The 16,385-nt window shown below is 61.5% G+C and carries 17 protein-coding genes; 5 read left to right on the top strand and 12 right to left on the bottom strand.

Features of this window, described 5'->3' with window-relative positions:
- Positions 1-68 precede the first annotated feature (68 nt).
- Positions 69-857 (top strand): enoyl-CoA hydratase/isomerase family protein, encoded by a 789-nt coding sequence (locus E8F12_RS28370; RefSeq protein ID WP_280328547.1) that lies wholly within the window; start codon positions 69-71, stop codon positions 855-857.
- A 201-nt stretch (positions 858-1,058) separates the two neighbouring features.
- Here the strand turns inward: E8F12_RS28370 and E8F12_RS28365 are convergent, their stop codons facing one another.
- The 4 genes from E8F12_RS28365 to E8F12_RS28350 form a co-directional block, all read right to left on the bottom strand.
- Positions 1,059-1,460, bottom strand: coding sequence for an ester cyclase (locus E8F12_RS28365; protein WP_280328546.1), 402 nt, complete (start codon positions 1,458-1,460; stop codon positions 1,059-1,061).
- A gap of 261 nt (positions 1,461-1,721) precedes the next feature.
- The gene (locus tag E8F12_RS28360) at positions 1,722-2,480 is read right to left on the bottom strand and encodes an SDR family NAD(P)-dependent oxidoreductase (protein ID WP_280328545.1); all 759 of its coding nucleotides are present in this window, start codon (positions 2,478-2,480) and stop codon (positions 1,722-1,724) included.
- Between the two features lie 256 nt (positions 2,481-2,736).
- Positions 2,737-3,663, bottom strand: a complete 927-nt coding sequence (locus E8F12_RS28355) for a LysR family transcriptional regulator (RefSeq protein WP_280328544.1) — start codon at positions 3,661-3,663, stop codon at positions 2,737-2,739.
- 274 nt (positions 3,664-3,937) lie between these two features.
- On the bottom strand, positions 3,938-5,038 hold the full coding sequence (locus E8F12_RS28350) for an alkene reductase (protein ID WP_280328543.1): 1,101 nt from the start codon (positions 5,036-5,038) through the stop codon (positions 3,938-3,940).
- Positions 5,039-5,205: 167 nt separating this feature from the next.
- Here E8F12_RS28350 and E8F12_RS28345 point away from each other — a divergent pair, with 167 nt between their 5' ends.
- Positions 5,206-6,090, top strand: a complete 885-nt coding sequence (locus E8F12_RS28345; RefSeq protein WP_280328542.1) for a LysR family transcriptional regulator — start codon at positions 5,206-5,208, stop codon at positions 6,088-6,090.
- 4 nt (positions 6,091-6,094) lie between these two features.
- Here the strand turns inward: E8F12_RS28345 and E8F12_RS28340 are convergent, their stop codons facing one another.
- Positions 6,095-7,195 (bottom strand): Gfo/Idh/MocA family oxidoreductase, encoded by a 1,101-nt coding sequence (locus tag E8F12_RS28340; protein WP_280328541.1) that lies wholly within the window; start codon positions 7,193-7,195, stop codon positions 6,095-6,097.
- 519 nt (positions 7,196-7,714) lie between these two features.
- On the opposite strand from E8F12_RS28340, the gene E8F12_RS28335 reads away from it, so the two are divergent.
- The 3 genes from E8F12_RS28335 to E8F12_RS28325 all read left to right on the top strand — a co-directional run bounded on the left by E8F12_RS28335 (position 7,715) and on the right by E8F12_RS28325 (position 11,400).
- Entirely contained in the window at positions 7,715-8,458 is a 744-nt protein-coding gene (locus E8F12_RS28335; RefSeq protein WP_280328540.1) for a protein-L-isoaspartate(D-aspartate) O-methyltransferase, read from the top strand.
- Positions 8,459-8,460: 2 nt separating this feature from the next.
- Complete coding sequence (locus E8F12_RS28330; protein WP_280328539.1) at positions 8,461-10,869, top strand: SAM-dependent methyltransferase; 2,409 nt, start codon at positions 8,461-8,463, stop codon at positions 10,867-10,869.
- 66 nt (positions 10,870-10,935) lie between these two features.
- Entirely contained in the window at positions 10,936-11,400 is a 465-nt protein-coding gene (locus tag E8F12_RS28325) for a YgjP-like metallopeptidase domain-containing protein (RefSeq protein ID WP_280328538.1), read from the top strand.
- Positions 11,401-11,739: 339 nt separating this feature from the next.
- On the opposite strand, the gene E8F12_RS28320 is transcribed toward E8F12_RS28325, so the two are convergent.
- The 7 genes from E8F12_RS28320 to E8F12_RS28290 all read right to left on the bottom strand — a co-directional run bounded on the left by E8F12_RS28320 (position 11,740) and on the right by E8F12_RS28290 (position 15,947).
- Positions 11,740-12,057: a hypothetical protein gene (locus E8F12_RS28320; RefSeq protein ID WP_280328537.1), complete on the bottom strand. Its 318-nt coding sequence runs from the start codon at positions 12,055-12,057 to the stop codon at positions 11,740-11,742.
- A gap of 24 nt (positions 12,058-12,081) precedes the next feature.
- Positions 12,082-12,291, bottom strand: coding sequence for a hypothetical protein (locus tag E8F12_RS28315; RefSeq protein ID WP_280328536.1), 210 nt, complete (start codon positions 12,289-12,291; stop codon positions 12,082-12,084).
- Positions 12,292-12,438: 147 nt separating this feature from the next.
- Entirely contained in the window at positions 12,439-13,416 is a 978-nt protein-coding gene (locus tag E8F12_RS28310; RefSeq protein WP_280328535.1) for an alpha/beta hydrolase, read from the bottom strand.
- 203 nt (positions 13,417-13,619) lie between these two features.
- A complete protein-coding gene (locus E8F12_RS28305) occupies positions 13,620-13,964 on the bottom strand; it encodes a LysR family transcriptional regulator (protein ID WP_280328534.1) in 345 nt (114 codons plus the stop codon).
- A gap of 402 nt (positions 13,965-14,366) precedes the next feature.
- Positions 14,367-14,927, bottom strand: a complete 561-nt coding sequence (locus E8F12_RS28300; RefSeq protein ID WP_280328533.1) for a cytochrome P460 family protein — start codon at positions 14,925-14,927, stop codon at positions 14,367-14,369.
- A 191-nt stretch (positions 14,928-15,118) separates the two neighbouring features.
- Positions 15,119-15,379 carry a glutaredoxin 3 gene (grxC, locus tag E8F12_RS28295; protein ID WP_280328532.1) on the bottom strand — a complete coding sequence of 87 codons (261 nt, stop codon included), beginning with the start codon at positions 15,377-15,379 and terminating at the stop codon, positions 15,119-15,121.
- Between the two features lie 49 nt (positions 15,380-15,428).
- The gene (locus E8F12_RS28290) at positions 15,429-15,947 is read right to left on the bottom strand and encodes a carboxymuconolactone decarboxylase family protein (protein ID WP_280328531.1); all 519 of its coding nucleotides are present in this window, start codon (positions 15,945-15,947) and stop codon (positions 15,429-15,431) included.
- Between the last annotated feature and the right edge of the window lie 438 nt (positions 15,948-16,385).

The following is a 16,385-nucleotide window of genomic DNA, read 5'->3' as shown; positions in this document are numbered from 1 at the left end:
CATTTCACCTTCCCGCTTGAATGCGTCGACTGTTGCCGATCTTGCTCGTACCACAATGGAGAGAAACCATGGCTGTGAAATTCTTGATGGATGGTCCGATGGCAATTGCGACCTTTTACGGTGATCCCAAGAACTTGCTGACGTTCGACACCTTTCACGAGTTGATGGATGTCGTAGACCAGGCCATCGATCATAAGGCGCGCGCCCTCCTGACGCTGACTGAGGGTGATCATTTCAGCGCGGGTGCCCACGTGACCGAGTGTTTCCTCGGTCAAGACTCCAATTCTGCACGGCGCACTCTGCACCGCTCGATTCCGGAAATGCATCGATTCGAGAACCTGCCGTTCCCGACCGTGGCCGCTGTACGCGGGATGTGCCTGGGGGGCGGTTTTGAGATCATGCAGATCCACGACATCGTCTTTGCTGGCGAGTCTGCACAGTTCGGCCAAATTGAAGCGGTCATCGGTACGACAACGCTATTGGGCGGCGCTCAGCGTCTGGTCGCTCGCGTCGGCGTGGCACGTGCCAAGGAAATGGTCTTCTCCGCAGGCACCTATGACGCTAAGACGATGCTGGAGTGGGGCGTCATCAACCGCGTGCTGGCAGATGCCGAGGTAGAGGCCAAGGCTCATGCTTATGCCATGAAGCTGGCCAATGGCCCTACCGCTGCCTTCGCCGCGTCCAAACATCTCATCAATAGCGCGGCGTCGCATGGGCTTGGTGCGGCGGACCGGGTCCTGCTGGAGTCGGCCCCTGCAATCTTCAATTCCCAGGACATGCAGAATGCAGTAGCGGAGTTCGCCAAGGGTGGAGTTGAGGCGCTGATGAAGGGGGCGCTCAGATTCAAGGGGGTCTGAGTCGGGTATTACGATGGTGACAGACGCTCACCATCGTTTGCCCTGGCGGCTCTAGGTTCCGAGCCGCTCCCTCAGCAGCTCCGGGGGCTTGTCGGTGTACCTCTGGCTTGCAGGTAGCAGGGACTGGCACACAGCACCGAGATGGCATCTCCCCCTCATCACCTGGTCGCCGCAAGGGCGACCAGGTGTTGACCGAGGATGTCAGTTCGGGAAGTGATCCCCAAACATGGGATGGCCACCGGCGGAGCTTTCCCGCGTTGCCTCATCCTGGATGACGTCCCAATGCTCGACCATCACACCATCCTCAAGACGAAGGATGTCAACCACGACCCAGCTCGCCGGCAGACCGAGGCCAGAGAAGCGGCCGTGCAGCATGACGAAATCGCCTTCCGCCACAGCGAGTTGGCACTCGTAACGCAGATCGGGTGACCCAGCAGCGACGAGGCCGAACAGGCCCTCGCGGCCAGGAGGCACATGGGCACTGTGCTGGATGTACGCAGGCGACCAGAAGCGTTCAGCCGCCACCAGATCCTTGCGGTTGAACAGCGTTTCAAATCCTTCGAGAACGATGGCCTTGTTTTCGGAGGGCGTGCGTGCAGTCATGTTCGAGTTCCCATCAGCAGTGAGCGGGGAGGGCGGCCACTAGGGGCGCCAGTAGAGTTCTTGCGGTACTAGACGGCAGATGCGGTATCTGCGGCGCGAACGGCGTGGCCAAATACCGGCTCGGTGTGGACAAGGCGAGAATGGAAGGCCCGCATTCGCGTGCAATAACGATGAGGCTGCCGAAACACGCGAGGCGGGCGTAGAAGGGTGCGGGAAACCTTCGCATAAGGTGGGGGTTGCCCTTGACCGCTGACGGATCCGTCAACCCAGTTCCGGCCCGGCCGCAATCATATCGTTGAACTGATTGACCCAGGCATGCTCGTTCGGGCCGGGGTTGGCGCGCATGGCCTCGGCTGGAGCGACGAGGATTTCGTCAGCGCCGCTCTCGAGCTGTTTCATTGCTTCGGTGATGAACTGGTCGAGGGGAATGGCACGCTCTTCTTCACTGCTGTTGAGTAGTTCGGTGCGTACCCAAGGCGGCGCGATTTCGACCGGCTGGATGCCATGCTCGCGCAGGAGGTAGCGCTGGGACAGTGTGTAGGAATGGACTGCTGCCTTGGTTGCCGAATAGACCGCTGCCACCGCCATCGGCACGAACCCGAGAACGGAGGAGACGTTGGCGATTACCGCATCAGGCCGTGTCTTCAGATGTTCGACCAGGGCCGAGGTCATGCGGATCGGGCCGAGCAGGTTGGTGGTGACGGTCGACAGGGCCAGCGCATCGTCCACTGGGCCCTCCGCATGATCGAGCAGCATGATGCCAGCGTTGTTGATCAGAACATTCAACCCAGGATGGTTGGAGATGAGCGTTGTCGCTGCCGCCTGGATGCTGTCCGGATCGGCGATGTCGAGCTCAATCGCGACCATGCCGGGATTGGCGTCGATGGTCTCCTGCAGGCGCTCCTTGCGCCGGCCGGAGATGATCACTTGGTTGCCTCGATTGTGGAAGGCTTCGGCCAATCCACGGCCAATGCCGGAGCCGCCGCCGGTGATGAAGATGGTGTTGCCGGTCATACGCATGATGCTTCTCCTGGATTGCTGAAGGCAGGGTGTCCAGCGCGCCGCTCGAATGAGCAGGTTGGCGATGCGTCGCGCGGGTGTGGCAGAAATTTGGCAGAACTAACTGGACTGGAGTAGCTACGCTGGTTCGCTATCACCTATGCATGAAGCGCATAGCTGTTGCTGATGGTGCTTCGCGCGGTTGCCATCGGAGATTCATGAGCGAAACGCCACATGGCCCAGGGATGACCCTGTCAGCCACCCAGCAGCGCAATGGTTACACGGTGGGTGACTCGTCCTGCGAACTGGAGGCATTGGGGCGCTCACTGAGGAGACTGGCTACCAGGTGCTCGATCAGAGCGCGGCCGGCACTGCGGGTACGTGAGGCATGGGGAAAATAGGCATGAACAGGCACGGGAACGGTTGCCCAGTCATTGAGCAGGGTGACCAGTTCGCCACTTTCAAGTTCGCGCCGGCACGCCCAGGCTGTCGTCGACGTGATCCCCAGTCCAGCAGCTGCCGCTGCGACAGCGCCCTCGTTCTCGTCTGTCGAGAAGTGGGCTTCGAGCTTGATGGTCCTGGTTTCCCCATCCCGCTTGAACGTCCAGGCGCTCTGCACGGCCGCGGCTGGACCGCCGATGATTCGATGTGATTGCAGATCCTCGGGTGTAGTCGGTTCGCCGGCAACTCGCAGATAGGAAGGTGAGGCGAGAATGAACCTGGGGATCGTCATGATCTGACGGCTCGTGGCGCTGGAATCCGAGAGTCGCCCCAGTCGAATCGCGACATCGACATTGTCACGAACCAGATCCTGCCAGTGATCCGCGAGGAGGACTTGAATGTGGAGATTGGGGTGTTTCGCTGAGAACGAAGCCATGCGTGGAATCATCTCTCTGATACCTACGCTCGTCGGCATGCTGATCCGAACGATGCCGCGGAACTCGCCGCCCTCGCGAACGCTCAGTTCTGCTTCGTCCACGGCCGCAAGAATAGGCTCCATGCGCGACAGGAATTCTGCCCCTGCTTCCGTAGGCACGACCGCGCGCGTGGACCTTACCAGCAGCTGGGTGCCGAGGTCGGCTTCAAGGTCGGCGACAACCCTGGAGACCTGGGACTGAGAAAGTCCGTTTTCGCGTGCCGCCGCTGAGAAACTGCCCAGCCGCGCGACCCGGGTAAACAACCTGTAGCTGAAGAGGTCCTTCATTTGCGCAGTGCCTCCACTCGAACGGGATGCACGTCGGATTCAGCCCATTTGGGCACCGCTTTCAGCGTTGCCCGTGAAATCAGACGGCTCATTGAATCAGGTTTATCAGGAGATGCGAGACCCGCCACGCTTCGGGTCAACCGTGAACGTCTTCCCCATTCGCACTGAACTTGCCACGGACGACCGACAGGTACTGCTTCGAGCGGCCGAGTGCTTGAAAGCACGCTTTGCAGCTGGGGGCGTAGTTGCCCCCAGCTATTGGCAATGCAGAATCTCAGGCTACTTCGATGTAGGAAGGATAATCCGTGTATCCCACGTCCGTGCCGCCGAAGAAAGTCTCACGGTCGTATGGGTTCAGCGGCCAGCCATTGCGCAGGCGCTCTGGCAAGTCAGGGTTGGCGATGAAGTGGCGGCCAAAAGCAACCAGGTCGGCATCGCCTGCTTCGAGAATCGCCTTGGCCGACTCACCGGCGAAACCACCCGCGGCGATAAGGGTACCGCTGTAGTGCTGTCGGATGAGTTGGGCCGCCACCGGATTCTGGTCCCGGTTCTCCTTCTCGACGTTGCCGGCGATGCGTGGCTCGATCAGATGCAAGTAGGCGAGGTTCCGCTTATCCAGTTCGCGGGCGACATAGGTGAACAGGCCATCCGGGTCACTGTCGGACATATCACCAAAGACGCCACTCGGGCCGAGGCGGACGGCCACCCGATCACTGCCCCAGACGGAGCTCACGGCATCGACTGCCTCCAGCAGGAAGCGGCTGCGATTCTCGAACGAGCCGCCGAAGAGATCAGCGCGTTTGTTGCTGCCGTCCTGCAGGAACTGATCGAACAGGTAGCCATTGGCCGAGTGGATTTCCACACCGTCGAAGCCGGCGGCGATGCCGCGTTCGGCGGCGGCGCGGAAGCTTTCCACCAGGTCGTGGATTTCAGCAATGCTCAGTTCGCGCGCCGGGGTATTGGGCACCCAGCCGGCTTCGGTGTAGGCCACTCCGCCGTGGGCAACGGCGGAAGGCGCCACAGGCTGGCCGCCGTCCGGTTGCAGCTGGCTATTGGACTGGCGCCCTGCATGGTAGAGCTGCAGGAAGATCTTGCCGCCCTTGCCATGGACAGCATCGGTGACGAGCTTCCAGCCTGCAATCTGGCTATCGTCATACAAACCAGGAGCCCCCAGATAGCCGTTGCCATTCGGCGCAGCGATGGTGGCCTCGCCAATCAGCAGGCCACCGGCGGAGGTGCGCTGGGCGTAGTACTCGGCCATTAGCGGGCCAGGAATCGCGCCCGATTCGGCGCGCATGCGGGTAAGCGGCGCCAGAACGACGCGGTGGGCAATCTGATAGGGGCCTACCTGGATGTTCGTATGAAGTTTGGACATGACATCGATTCCTGTCAGTGAGTGGTCGATGGCAGGAATGTAGGCGCGTGACCGGCGAAGAAAAATAACCCGCGATGCCGAACATTTCGGACAATGATTCCGTAATCCCGCATCGTGTGTAGCGCTCGTGGGCAAAGAGACGGCTGTAGTGCCAACAGGAAAACGTGATGGACAGCCTGAGTGGAATCTCGATGTTTGTGCAGGTTGCCGAGACGCGCAGCTTCACCGAGGCTGGTCGGCAGCTGGGTGTCTCGTCGTCGGCGGTGGGCAAGGCCATTGCCCGGATGGAGGAGCGGCTGCGTGTGCGGCTGTTTCATCGCAGCACGCGCAGTATCACGCTGACCGCTGAAGGGACTTTGTTCCTGGAGCGCTGCCGCCGCATTCTCAGCGAAGTTGCCGCCGCCGAGTCCGAGCTGTCGGGCCTGGCGGGCAGCCCACGTGGGCGACTGCGCGTGGGCACACCGCAATTGGGCGACCTGATGATGCCGGCCTTCGATGGGTTCATGGAACGCTATCCGGAGATCGAACTGGACATCGACATGTCCGATCGCATGGTGGATGTGATCGAGGAGGGGTTCGACGCGGTGATCCGTACCGGCGAGCAGACTGATTCCCGTCTTTCCGCACGTCGGTTGGGTGCCTGCCCTCATGTGCTGGTGGTATCGCCCAAATATCTCCAGCGGCACGGTTTGCCCACCCAACCACGAGATCTGGAAAGCCATTTCTGCCTCCAGCACAAATTCCCTGCAACGGGAAAACTGGAGCGCTGGCCGCTGCGGCTCGAGACCTCTGAGTCCGAACTGGTTTTGCCCGCGACCATGACTGCGAACACCGTCGAACCTCTGGCCTACGCCGCGATCCAGGGTAGGGGCATCGCTTTCTTGCCGGCCTTCCTGGTGCGCGACGCACTGGAAAGCGGTCAACTGGTCACAGTGCTGGACGACTTCATGGACCGCGAGGTCGTCTTCTGGATGCTGTGGCCAGCCAGCCGCTATGCCTCGCCCAAGCTGCGCGTCTTCATTGACTACATGAGCGCGCACTTGCGCATCTGAAGCGTTACACCACCATCTCGAGGCGCACGCCGTCGCGGTTGGACGTCTCGATGGCGTCAATCAGGTCGTGCATGCGCAAGGCGTCTGCGAAGGTAGGCGCCAGGTGCGTGCCATCGCGCACATCCTTCGCGTAGGCGGCATACAGGTTGGCCATCTCCTGCTGGCTGCCGTCGAGACTGTTCTCCGGCAGCCAGTTGTAGCGCGGCGGCACCTTGAGCAACCGCATGGGCTGAGCGTCGCCCTGAGCTGCCTCGATGATGTAGAACTCGCTGCCGAAGGCGGTGGTATTCCAGATCTTGATATCGCCCTTGGTGCCGGTCAGATCCAGTTGAATGCCGTAGTTGTTGCGTTTTCCCGCCTCGATATGGGTCGTCAGCACCGCGCCGTTGGAGAAGGTACCGTTGAGCACGACCTGGTCGGCGGTCGTATGTTTCAGCACCTCGCCCGTTTCGATCAGCGTCACTTCCGGGAACTGGTTGACGGTGAGCGCGCTGATGCTGGTGGGATGGCCAAGCATGGTGAACAGCGCATCGAAGTAGTGGCCGCCGTAGATGGAGAGCAGGCTGGAGAAGTTCTCCGGCGGAATGGTGAAGTGCAGGGCGGCCGTGCGTTGCTGCTGGAATTTCTCGACGCTGATGTGCAGACGCACCGAACGCAGCTCCCCGATATACCCGTTACTCAACAGGTCGTGCACGTAGCGATATTCCGGGTTCAGGCGGCGCTGCAATCCGGCGATATGCCGAACGGTGGCCTTCTGCGCAAGCTCAAGCAATTCCTGCGAAACGGCCCTGTTGGGTGTCAGCGGCCACTCGCAGTAGACATCCTTGCCGGCGGCGATGGCAGCGCGCACAGTCGCCTCATGCTGGGGGGCGGTATTCAATACCACCACCAGGTCCACTTCCGGATGGTTCACCAGCGCCTCCACGGAATCGAGGGCAAAGCGGATGCCGTGGCGCTGGGCCAGGTTGGCGGCCTTGAGCGGATCGCGACTGTGGACGGCCGTCAGTTCGAAGTCGGGGAGCAACTTGAACGCAGGCAGGTGGCCATATTCCGCCCAGTTGCCGACGCCGATGAGACCAACGCGAATTTTGGAAGACACAGTCATTGAAAGCTCCTGAGATCAGTGGGAGTGGTGCGGTTGGAGAATTGCTCGATGGCCGGCGGTATAGGCCAAGGCCAGGGCTGCCGCTGCGCAGAAGGCGCTGACAGAGCCCAGGTCGCCCAGCGAGCCATATCGCAAGGTCAGAGAGCCCAGGGCGGGGCCCCAATACAACGGCCGTTTACTTGAGATGTATTGGCGTGAGTCCATGGTTTTTCCGTCACGGAAAATTGATGGACCCAGTGTAGGAACGCGGGCTATCGGGAAAAATGCGCTACAGATCCGAACATTTCGGACATCGACGTCCAGTATCAAAAAGAGCGGAGGGCAGGGGAGCTAGGTGCCGGCGCGGGCACTACCGAGCTGGTCTGAGCTGGCTGGAGGTTGGTGCCTGGCGGGCAAACCTGAACGCAGTGAAGCCCAACATTCGGGGCGTTGGGCTTCGCAAGCTCAGCACCAACCTGCACTTGCTGCGTCTGGCCACCAGTCATACGATTCGACTGTTCCTCAGCCGGAGGAATCATCGTGAAGCCGGTGACGCTCCTGATGCGCATCCTGGCGCCTGCCATCGCCCTGGCGCTGGCATCCGCCGGCCTGCATGCCGACGACCAGTTCGCGCCGTTGCGCGACGCCATGGTGCAGGAGATCGCCGCCATGTCGTCCGTCACCCGCGACGAAACCGGCCGGACCGAGTTCGCGGCGCCGGTGATGGCCGCCATGGTCAGGGTGCCGCGCCACCAGTTCGTCCCGCCCGATGAGCAACCCTACGCCTACGAGAACCGGCCGCTGCCGATCGGCTACGGCCAGACCATCTCCCAACCCTACATCGTCGCCCTGATGACCGACCTGGCGCAGGTCGGGCCCGGCGACGTGGTGCTCGAGATCGGCACCGGCTCGGGCTACCAGGCGGCGATCCTCGCCGAGCTGGCGCAGGCGGTCTACACGCTGGAGATCATCGAGCCGCTGGCAATGCAGGCCAGGGAACGCCTGGGCCGGCTGGGCTATTCGAAAGTGCGGACCCGGCTGGGCGACGGCTACCAAGGCTGGCCCGAACAGGCTCCCTTCGACGCCATCGTCGTCACCGCCGCCGCCAGCCATGTGCCGCCGCCGCTGATCGCCCAGCTCAAGGTTGGCGGGCGGATGGTGATCCCGGTCGGCGCGCCGTTCATGACCCAGTACCTGCTGCTGATCGAGAAGGCCGGCGATGGCAGTCTGTCCACCCGGCAGCTGCTGCCCGTCCGCTTCGTGCCGCTGGTCAGGGGCGACTGAGCATGCATTCGCCGCCGTTGCTCGCCCTGGCGCTGCTGTCGGCCTCCGCGCTGGGCTATGAGGTGCTCCTGCTGCGGTTGCTGTCGATCATCCAGTGGCACCATTTTGCCTACATGATGATCAGCGTCGCGCTGCTCGGCTACGGCGCCGCCGGCACCGCCGTGGCGCTGGCGCGACCTGTGCTGGCGTCGCGCTTCCACGGCGTGTTCATCGGCGGCGCGCTGCTGTTCGGGCTGAGCGCCATCGCCTGCTTCAGCCTGGCCCAGCACGTCCCGTTCAATCCCCTTGAGATCCTCTGGGACCCTCGGCAGCCGGCGCGTCTGCTGTGGATCTACCTGCTGCTGTTCGTGCCGTTCTTCTGCGCGGCGCTGTGTATCTGTCTGACCTTCACCTGCTTTCAGGAGCAGATTCACCGGATCTACGCCTTCGACATCCTCGGCGCCGGCTTGGGCAGCCTGGCGATCGTCGCCGTGCTGTTCGTGCTGACGCCGGTCGATGCGCTGCGCCTGCTGGGCGGCAGCGGCATCGCCGCCGGGGCGCTGGCCTGCGGAAGACGCCAGCGCTGGCTGGCGGCGCTGCTGCTGGCGCTGGCGGTGGCGCTGCCGGCCGGCGTGCCCGGGCGCTGGATCGCCCTGTCGCCCTCCGAGTACAAGGAGCTGAGCCAGACGCTGCGCATCAAGGATGCCCGCGCGATCGCCCAGGCCTGGAGTCCGCTGGGCCTGCTCACGGTGGTCGACAGCCCGACCATTCCCCTGCGCCACGCACCGGGCCTGAGCCTCAACGCCACGCAGGAGCCTCCCGCGCAACTGGCCATCTTCACCGACGGTGACGGCCTTTCCGTGCTGAACCGCCATGACGGGCGCCGCGAGTCGCTCGCCTATCTGGATTATCTGACCTCGGCCTTGCCCTACCACCTGCTGCGGCAGCCCCGCGTGCTGGTGCTCGGCAGCGGCGCCGGCGCCGATGTGCTGCAGGCGCTCTACCACGATGCCAGCGCGGTGGACGCCATCGAGCTGAACCCGCAGGTGATCGACCTGGTCCAGCGCCGCTTTGCCGATTTCTCCGGCAGGCCGTACAGCGCACCCAACGTCCGCGTGCTGATCGGCGAGGCGCGTGGCCTGGTGGCGTCGCGCCGCGAGCCGTACGACCTGATCCAGATCGCCCTGCTGGACTCCTTCGGCAGCGCCTCGGGCGGCCTGCATGCGCTGTCCGAGAACTACCTGTACACGGTGGAGGCGTTCGAGGAATACCTGCGCCAGCTCAAGCCCGGCGGCCTGCTGGCCATCACCCGCTGGGTCACCCTGCCGCCGCGCGACATTCCCCGGCTGCTGGCTACCGCGGCCGAGGCCATCGAGCGCGATGGGCAGGCCGGCGCGGCACGCCGCATTGCCATGATCCGTGGCTGGAAGACCGCGACCCTGCTGGTCAGCAACGGCGACATCGGCGCCGCCCGCATCGCCGCGCTGCAGGCGTTCTGCCGGCAGCGCTCCTTCGACCCGGCCTACTTCCCGGGGATGACCGAATCGCAAGCGAACCGCTACAACCTGCTCGACCAGCCGTACTTCTTCGACGCGGCGCAGGCCCTGCTGTCCGGCGAGCGCGCGCAGTTCTTGGCGCGCTACAAATTCGACGTGCGTCCCGTCACGGACGACCGGCCGTATTTCTTCCACTTCTTCAAGTGGCGCTCGCTGCCGGAACTGCTGGCGCTGAAGGCGCAGGGCGGCCTGTCGATGCTGGAGTGGGGCTACCCGGTGCTGATCGCCACGCTGTTGCAGGCCGGCGTGGCCGCCGTGCTGCTGATTCTGCTGCCGCTATGGCTGGCGCGGCGGCGCTCTCGAAGCGCGGTTCCGGGCAGGTTCGAAGCGCGGGTAGTGTGCTATTTCGCCGCCATCGGCTTCGCCTTCATGTTCGTGGAAATCGCCTTCATCCAGAAGTTCACCCTGTTCCTCAGCCACCCGCTGTATTCGGTGGCGGTGACGCTGAGCGCGTTCCTGATCTTCGCCGGCCTCGGCAGCCGGTATTCCGGCCGGCGGCAGGCGGGCACGGGCGGAAGATTCCGCCATCCGCTGGCGTGGCCGGTGCTGGCGATCTGCATGTTCGCCCTGGTTTACCTGATCGTCCTGCCCCCGCTGTTCCAGCTGCTGGCGCCGGTATCGACCGGGGTCAGGTTCGCCGTCTGCGCCGCGCTGGTCGCGCCGCTGGCGTTCGCCATGGGCATGCCGTTTCCGCTCGGGCTCGGGCGCGTCTCCGCGCGCGCCGAAGCGCTGGTGCCGATCGCCTGGGGCGTCAACGCCTGCGTATCGGTGGTGGCGGCCGTGCTGGCGACGCTGCTGGCGATCCACCTGGGATTCACCGTAGTGCTGCTGCTGGCGTTGCTGGTGTACCTCGCGGCGGCGGTCGCGTTTCCCTGAGAGCGGCGGTCCACAGCGAAACGTCGACAGGCCTGGCTGAGACGAATCGGCCTGTTGGAACGCCGCTTGTCACAGTTCATCGTGTCGCTGACTGGTCTGGCCGTGGACGACGAAGCCGTGTGCCTGGTGGTAGTGGGCAAGCTGGGCTGGATCAAGCGTCAACGGGCGAAGTTTCAGGCACTGCCACGACAGTCGCAGCGGCGCATGGTCAGTGGTGAGAGCCATTATTTTCTCGGTCGGCGTTATCGACTCAGGGTAATAGACGAGGGCGGTGCACCTCGGCTTATGCTCAGAGGCAAGGGTTCAATGGATCTTTTCGTGCGCCCTGGCATCACGCTAGAGAAAAAGCAGGAAATCCTGCATGCCTTTTACCGTGCAGAGCTGAAAAAGCTCATCCCCGATCTGCTGGACAAGTGGCAGCCGATCCTTGGTGTCACGGCCAGCGCTTGGGGCATCAAGCGTATGAAAACAAAATGGGGGCACGTGCAACATCGAATCTCGGCGCGTCTGGCCGAACCTGGAGCTAGCTAAGAAAACTGTGCAGTGCCTGGAGTACATCCTGGTGCATGAACTCACGCATCTGCCGCAGTGGCGCGTGCTGCATGAGGAGCTGAATGGGTCTGTGCTGGCGGAGTTTTAGGCTGTCCGCAGCAGCGGGGTCTTGCGACTCCCCAAAACTGCAACAAAGTTAATTTGAAACTCTTTGGCCGCGCCATCCTTAAGACTAAAAATCTCAAGAGTTGCTGGATTTTTATGCTTTCTGGCGATAAAAAAGCCGTCCGTCAAAGCAAAAGTAGACAACCCAATACCCGTAACTTGTTGATTCTAATGTAGAACAGCAAGGACCTGTCTCGTCTTTTTTTGTACAAATCATGAAGAGAAATTGGTGCAATTGTCGCGGTGTGGCAACAGGCGATCCTGTTGGCGCAGGGCGTCGCGGAGCAGGGTTTGAGCGAGCAGCGGGCCGTTCTCGAGGCCGAGCGCGCGCGGGTCGCGGACATCGAGGAGGCCGCGCGGCAGGCCGCCGCCCAGGCGCGGCAGCAGGTGGCGGCGGCAGATGCCGCACGGCAAGCTGCGGAAACCCGGTTGTCTGACTTGGAGCTCTTGCTCGAGCAACGCCAAGCGCAGTTGGACGACGTGCAGAAACGTTGCACGGTCCTTACGACGGAGCGGAAGGAAGCTGTGCACGAGGTCAGCACCCTGCGCCAGGAACTACAGGCTGCTCAGCGCCAGCTGACGCAAGAGCGCGACGCCACGGCCACCTATGTGCGCGGCGTGGAGGATCGTGCTCACCGTGAGGTCGATCGCGCCCGGGAGGAGAGCCGGGCGATGGCCGCGCAATCGAAGACCGCAGGGAAGCAGCAGGAGCAGTTGCGCCAACGGCTGGACACCGCGCTGGCCCAGCTCAGCGAGGCGCAACAAGTCGCTGCCGCCGAGTCGGCGCGGGCGATGACCCTGGCGCAGCAACTCACCCCGCCGGCGCGTGCCCGGCGCACCAGCGTCAAGCCCGCAAAGTCAGCCAAGCCGGCGAAACGGCCGAGAAAACCGGCAGCGAGATCGATCGTCAATTCAGCGAAACGAAGAACGTACTTCGTTCACTGTCTGCTGTGGGTTCTGCAGGTGCGGGTAGTGCCCGGTCCTGGGAAGCAGTTGGAACGGGGCATTGATCTTCTGAGCGAACTCGATGCCCATCTCTTTCTTGATGTAGAAGTCCCACTCTCCCCAGACCACCTTGACGGGCGTCTTCAGCTTGCGCAGATCGGCCTCGAAAGCATTCTGGTCGCGAGTGAAGTGGGAGTAATAGTGATAGAACGCATCGGCTGACGTCAGCTTCCCGTTTTGCCATCCGCGCGCCATGTCCGCTTGGAACTCGGGAGACAGGGTGTAGCTGGACGACGGCGGCAAGCCTCGCGTGAAGGCGTTTGCGAGGATTTCATCTCGAGACTTGTTGAACGCCTCCCGGACCGTTTGCGCCGACTTGGGATCCTTCAGACTTTGTAGACGTTCCTGCATGTATTGCGGGCGGTTGAATGGAGCGAAATCCCCCACGATGATGGATTTCGCTATGGCGGGATCATCGATCGCCGCGAGCAACGCGGGCAAGGCTCCGATGTCGGTGGCGTAGATCACCAGGTTTCGCTTATCGATGCTGGCGCGTTCGATATAGCCCTTCAACACCTTTGCGTAATCGGCAGGCGCGTATGCGAATTTGGCAGGGGAAGGTCGTGTCGATTCCCCATATCCCGGCCAGTCGAACGCATGGACTTCATAGTCGGCGCCAAGCGTCAAGGCGATACCGTTCCAGGCATATAGCGTCTCGGGAAAGCCATGTAAGAGTAGTACGGTGCCCTTTGGATTGTCGCCGCGTACAACCATCCTCCTGAGCTGTATATCGGAATTGACTTCCACATAACTGATTTCGCAGGTGGGTTTCGTCTCCGGCGCAGCGGAAGCGCCCCCTGCAACAAGCGCCATGCTCAGGGTGGCAACCGCACTAACTGTGCGAACGAACGAGCGTGAACGGCGAGCTTTCTGTTGCTTGGTCATATCTTTCACCATTGAGGCACTGAACAGATGCACCGTGCTGTTAAGTGTCGGCCAATCTGCTGCATATGTAGCATTGAGGGGAAGAGATGTATCTCCCATCTGGCAACTGACGACGAAGAGGGTGTAGGCAAAATAAATTAAACTTTCCATCCCTCTGCGTGGAAAGCCTTGGAAGCACTATTGGTGATCTTCAAACTGGTTGATCAACTTGCGTAGTCTGGAGGATTAGAAATTTTCAGATCTGCTGTCTCATCACCCCAGGTTATGCCCTCATCCAGAGCAATCACGCCTTGTACATCAGACAGCGCGGGCGCCAGGGTCTCAGCTATGAGTATAGCTTTGGGAGTCGGTTCGACATGCCTTCCAAGTGGTATAAAAAGTGGATCATCGAAACGACGGCGCAACTTGCGGAGTGAGTTGCTTACGGCCGGTTGGGTTACATTTAACGCGCGAGCAGCCCGTGATACACCTCTTTCGCGATAGACCACTAGAAAGGTAATCAGCGAGTTAAGGTCAAACTTTCTGAAAACTTGCTCATCAAACTGCACTGGCGTTCTCCTCATGTGCTTCCTGGGTAAAACTGCAAAACTTGATGCTAACCATTGAGTTTCCTGGCGACTTGACGAGATCGCCGAGATTCACAGTCGAAAAATGCTGGACCCTATGTTCTTGCCTGGACCAGCAGTCGCTTAGCACCCATAGCTGTGGCTTATTCACGCTTCGTGTTACGCCATACTTCGGCCTAGAACAAGACGGAAAACATCTATAGCGCTAATCGACCGTACAACCACGGGCCGCGCGCCGAACCGTGGAATAACCAGGGAGGAGCGCAAGTTAAGTTTCTTTCGCCGGGGCATGGCGCAGCCAGAACAGCCTCCCAAAATGATGGGAAACCTTCTCGCGGCCTTGTCTAAACAAATCTTGGCACCCGGTTGAACAGCACTGCATTGTTACTGGGGCGTCTTCACCAGAGTCGGATAACCTCGGGTGAATACCCAGTCAGTTTCTTTGGCGGGCACGTGGCAACCCAAGCAGGTCTGCTGAAATCCTTTGGAAACGTTGGTTTTCGGATCCTTGGCTTCATAGAGCGCCCAGCCCCAGCCTTCTGCCCAATGGGGGTTGCCCTTGAAGCGTTCCTTCCGATCCTTGACCATCACAAACCACACCGACATTTCTCCTGCCCACTGAGCCAATCCTGTGGTTTGAGCACCTTCGTCCACTTTGCGAATCTCCTTCACCAGCACCGCGCCGTCTGGAAATTCTCCAGTCTTGCGGTAAGCCTCAACGGCTTCAGGCTGTGTATAGACATCGTGGAACCCATAGCCAGGAGCCTGTTTGTCACCGACCACCCACGTGCCGAGATGACTCCAGGTCTTGCGATAATCGACAGGCAGGCTGATTTGCCCATTCTTGTCTACATAGTGGCTATAGGTGTGTTCGGCAAGGCCGGCGCCATAGGCCTGAAAATTCATCGCCATCAGCATTGCGCCGGTAAGAGCTATACGCCTCATGATGCTTCTCCTTACGAATGGATCAATGGCACCCACTCAGGTACCGCTGTGGAGTTTCGAGTGTGGTGAAACCTGGGAGGCGACCCCTACTGCCTAGTGCAGTACGCCGTTCCCGTTGCGCGAGTTTTGCCGATGCAGCAGATGACCTTCGCCGACGCCAGGTACGCCGGCAGGCAAGGTAGCGTTCCAGTTCAGTCAGCGCTCAGGAGGGGCAGCAATTCCCCCTTGCGATCCAGCGCTGCCAGGTCGTCGAAGCCGCCCACGTGGCGCCCGTCGATGAAAATCTGCGGCACGCTACGGCGGCCGCCGCTGCGCGCGAGCATTTCGGCAAAGCGTGATGGACTCGATTCGACATTGAACTCTTGCGGCTCGATGCCCTTGCTACGCAGCAACGCCTTGGCGCGAACGCAGTAGGGGCAGGTACTGGTGCTGTAAATAATCACGTCACTCATGGTTGTTTCTCCGAGTCTGCGGGCAGTCGACCTGCCGGCAGGTTTTGCGTTATCGGGCTGCCGGGGGGAAGTCGATGTCGGTGACAGCGGTGTTGTTGACGTGGTTGCTCAGGGTCATGACGCCAACTTCGGCCGCCACTTCGATCAGCTTCGTGTCGGAAAAACCGGCGGCGCGCGCAGCGGCGATCTGTTCGTCGTTCAGGTGACCGCGCCCTTGGGCTAGCTGACGGGCCAGGACGGTCAGGGCATTCAGGCTGCCTTCGCGCGCTCGTCGGATCTCTTCGGGCGACAGGCCGGTCTTCTCGCCGAAGAAGGTATGCGCGGCCGGGCAGTACTCGCAGCCGTTGACCTCGGACACGGCCAGCGCGATGTACTCACGCTCTACGGCACTCAGGGAGCCTTTTGCCAGGGCCTGGGATAACTGCAGGTAGTCGGCCAGCGCGGCGGGGGCGTTGGCGAGGGTCTTGAAAAATTTGGGCACGAAACCCACCGTTTTCTGCACGCCTGCGAGTAAGGGGAGGGCGGCGGCGGGAGTCTGGAGGGGGGTAAGGGCAGCGATGCGGGACATCAAGTATCTCCGGGCTAACAAAGTGCCGCGACTTGGACACGGGGCCAATTTACCCAGTGAGATCGATCCATCGGGCGCAGAAGCTCTCTGATATGCGACTGATCGTCCAAACCTGATTCGAAGTGAGTGAGGAGATGCCGTGAACTGTCTTTCCGGATTGTCGAGGCCTTTCTGTACGCGCGCCGGATCCTAAATTGGGCCATGCCCAACCGACCAAGTACCGTATCGAGACCGTCATGCGGGGCCGCTACCTCGTCCCGCCGAACCCGCCAGGGCAGGGGAAGTACGGTGAGCTGATGCGCGCGCGCATATCCATTTCCGCCGAATGGAGTCGCTCCAAGTGCCAGTGACCCTGTAGCTCTACTTCAAGGGCGATCCTTTCATTGCCGGCGCCCCTGGGCAAACGAACCACCAACACCATTTAACTGGAGCAGGATG

The sequence above is a fragment of the Pseudomonas sp. BN102 genome (assembly GCF_029871245.1).
Taxonomy (GTDB): Bacteria; Pseudomonadota; Gammaproteobacteria; order Pseudomonadales; family Pseudomonadaceae; genus Metapseudomonas.
This window is presented reverse-complemented; position numbering and strand designations above follow the sequence as displayed.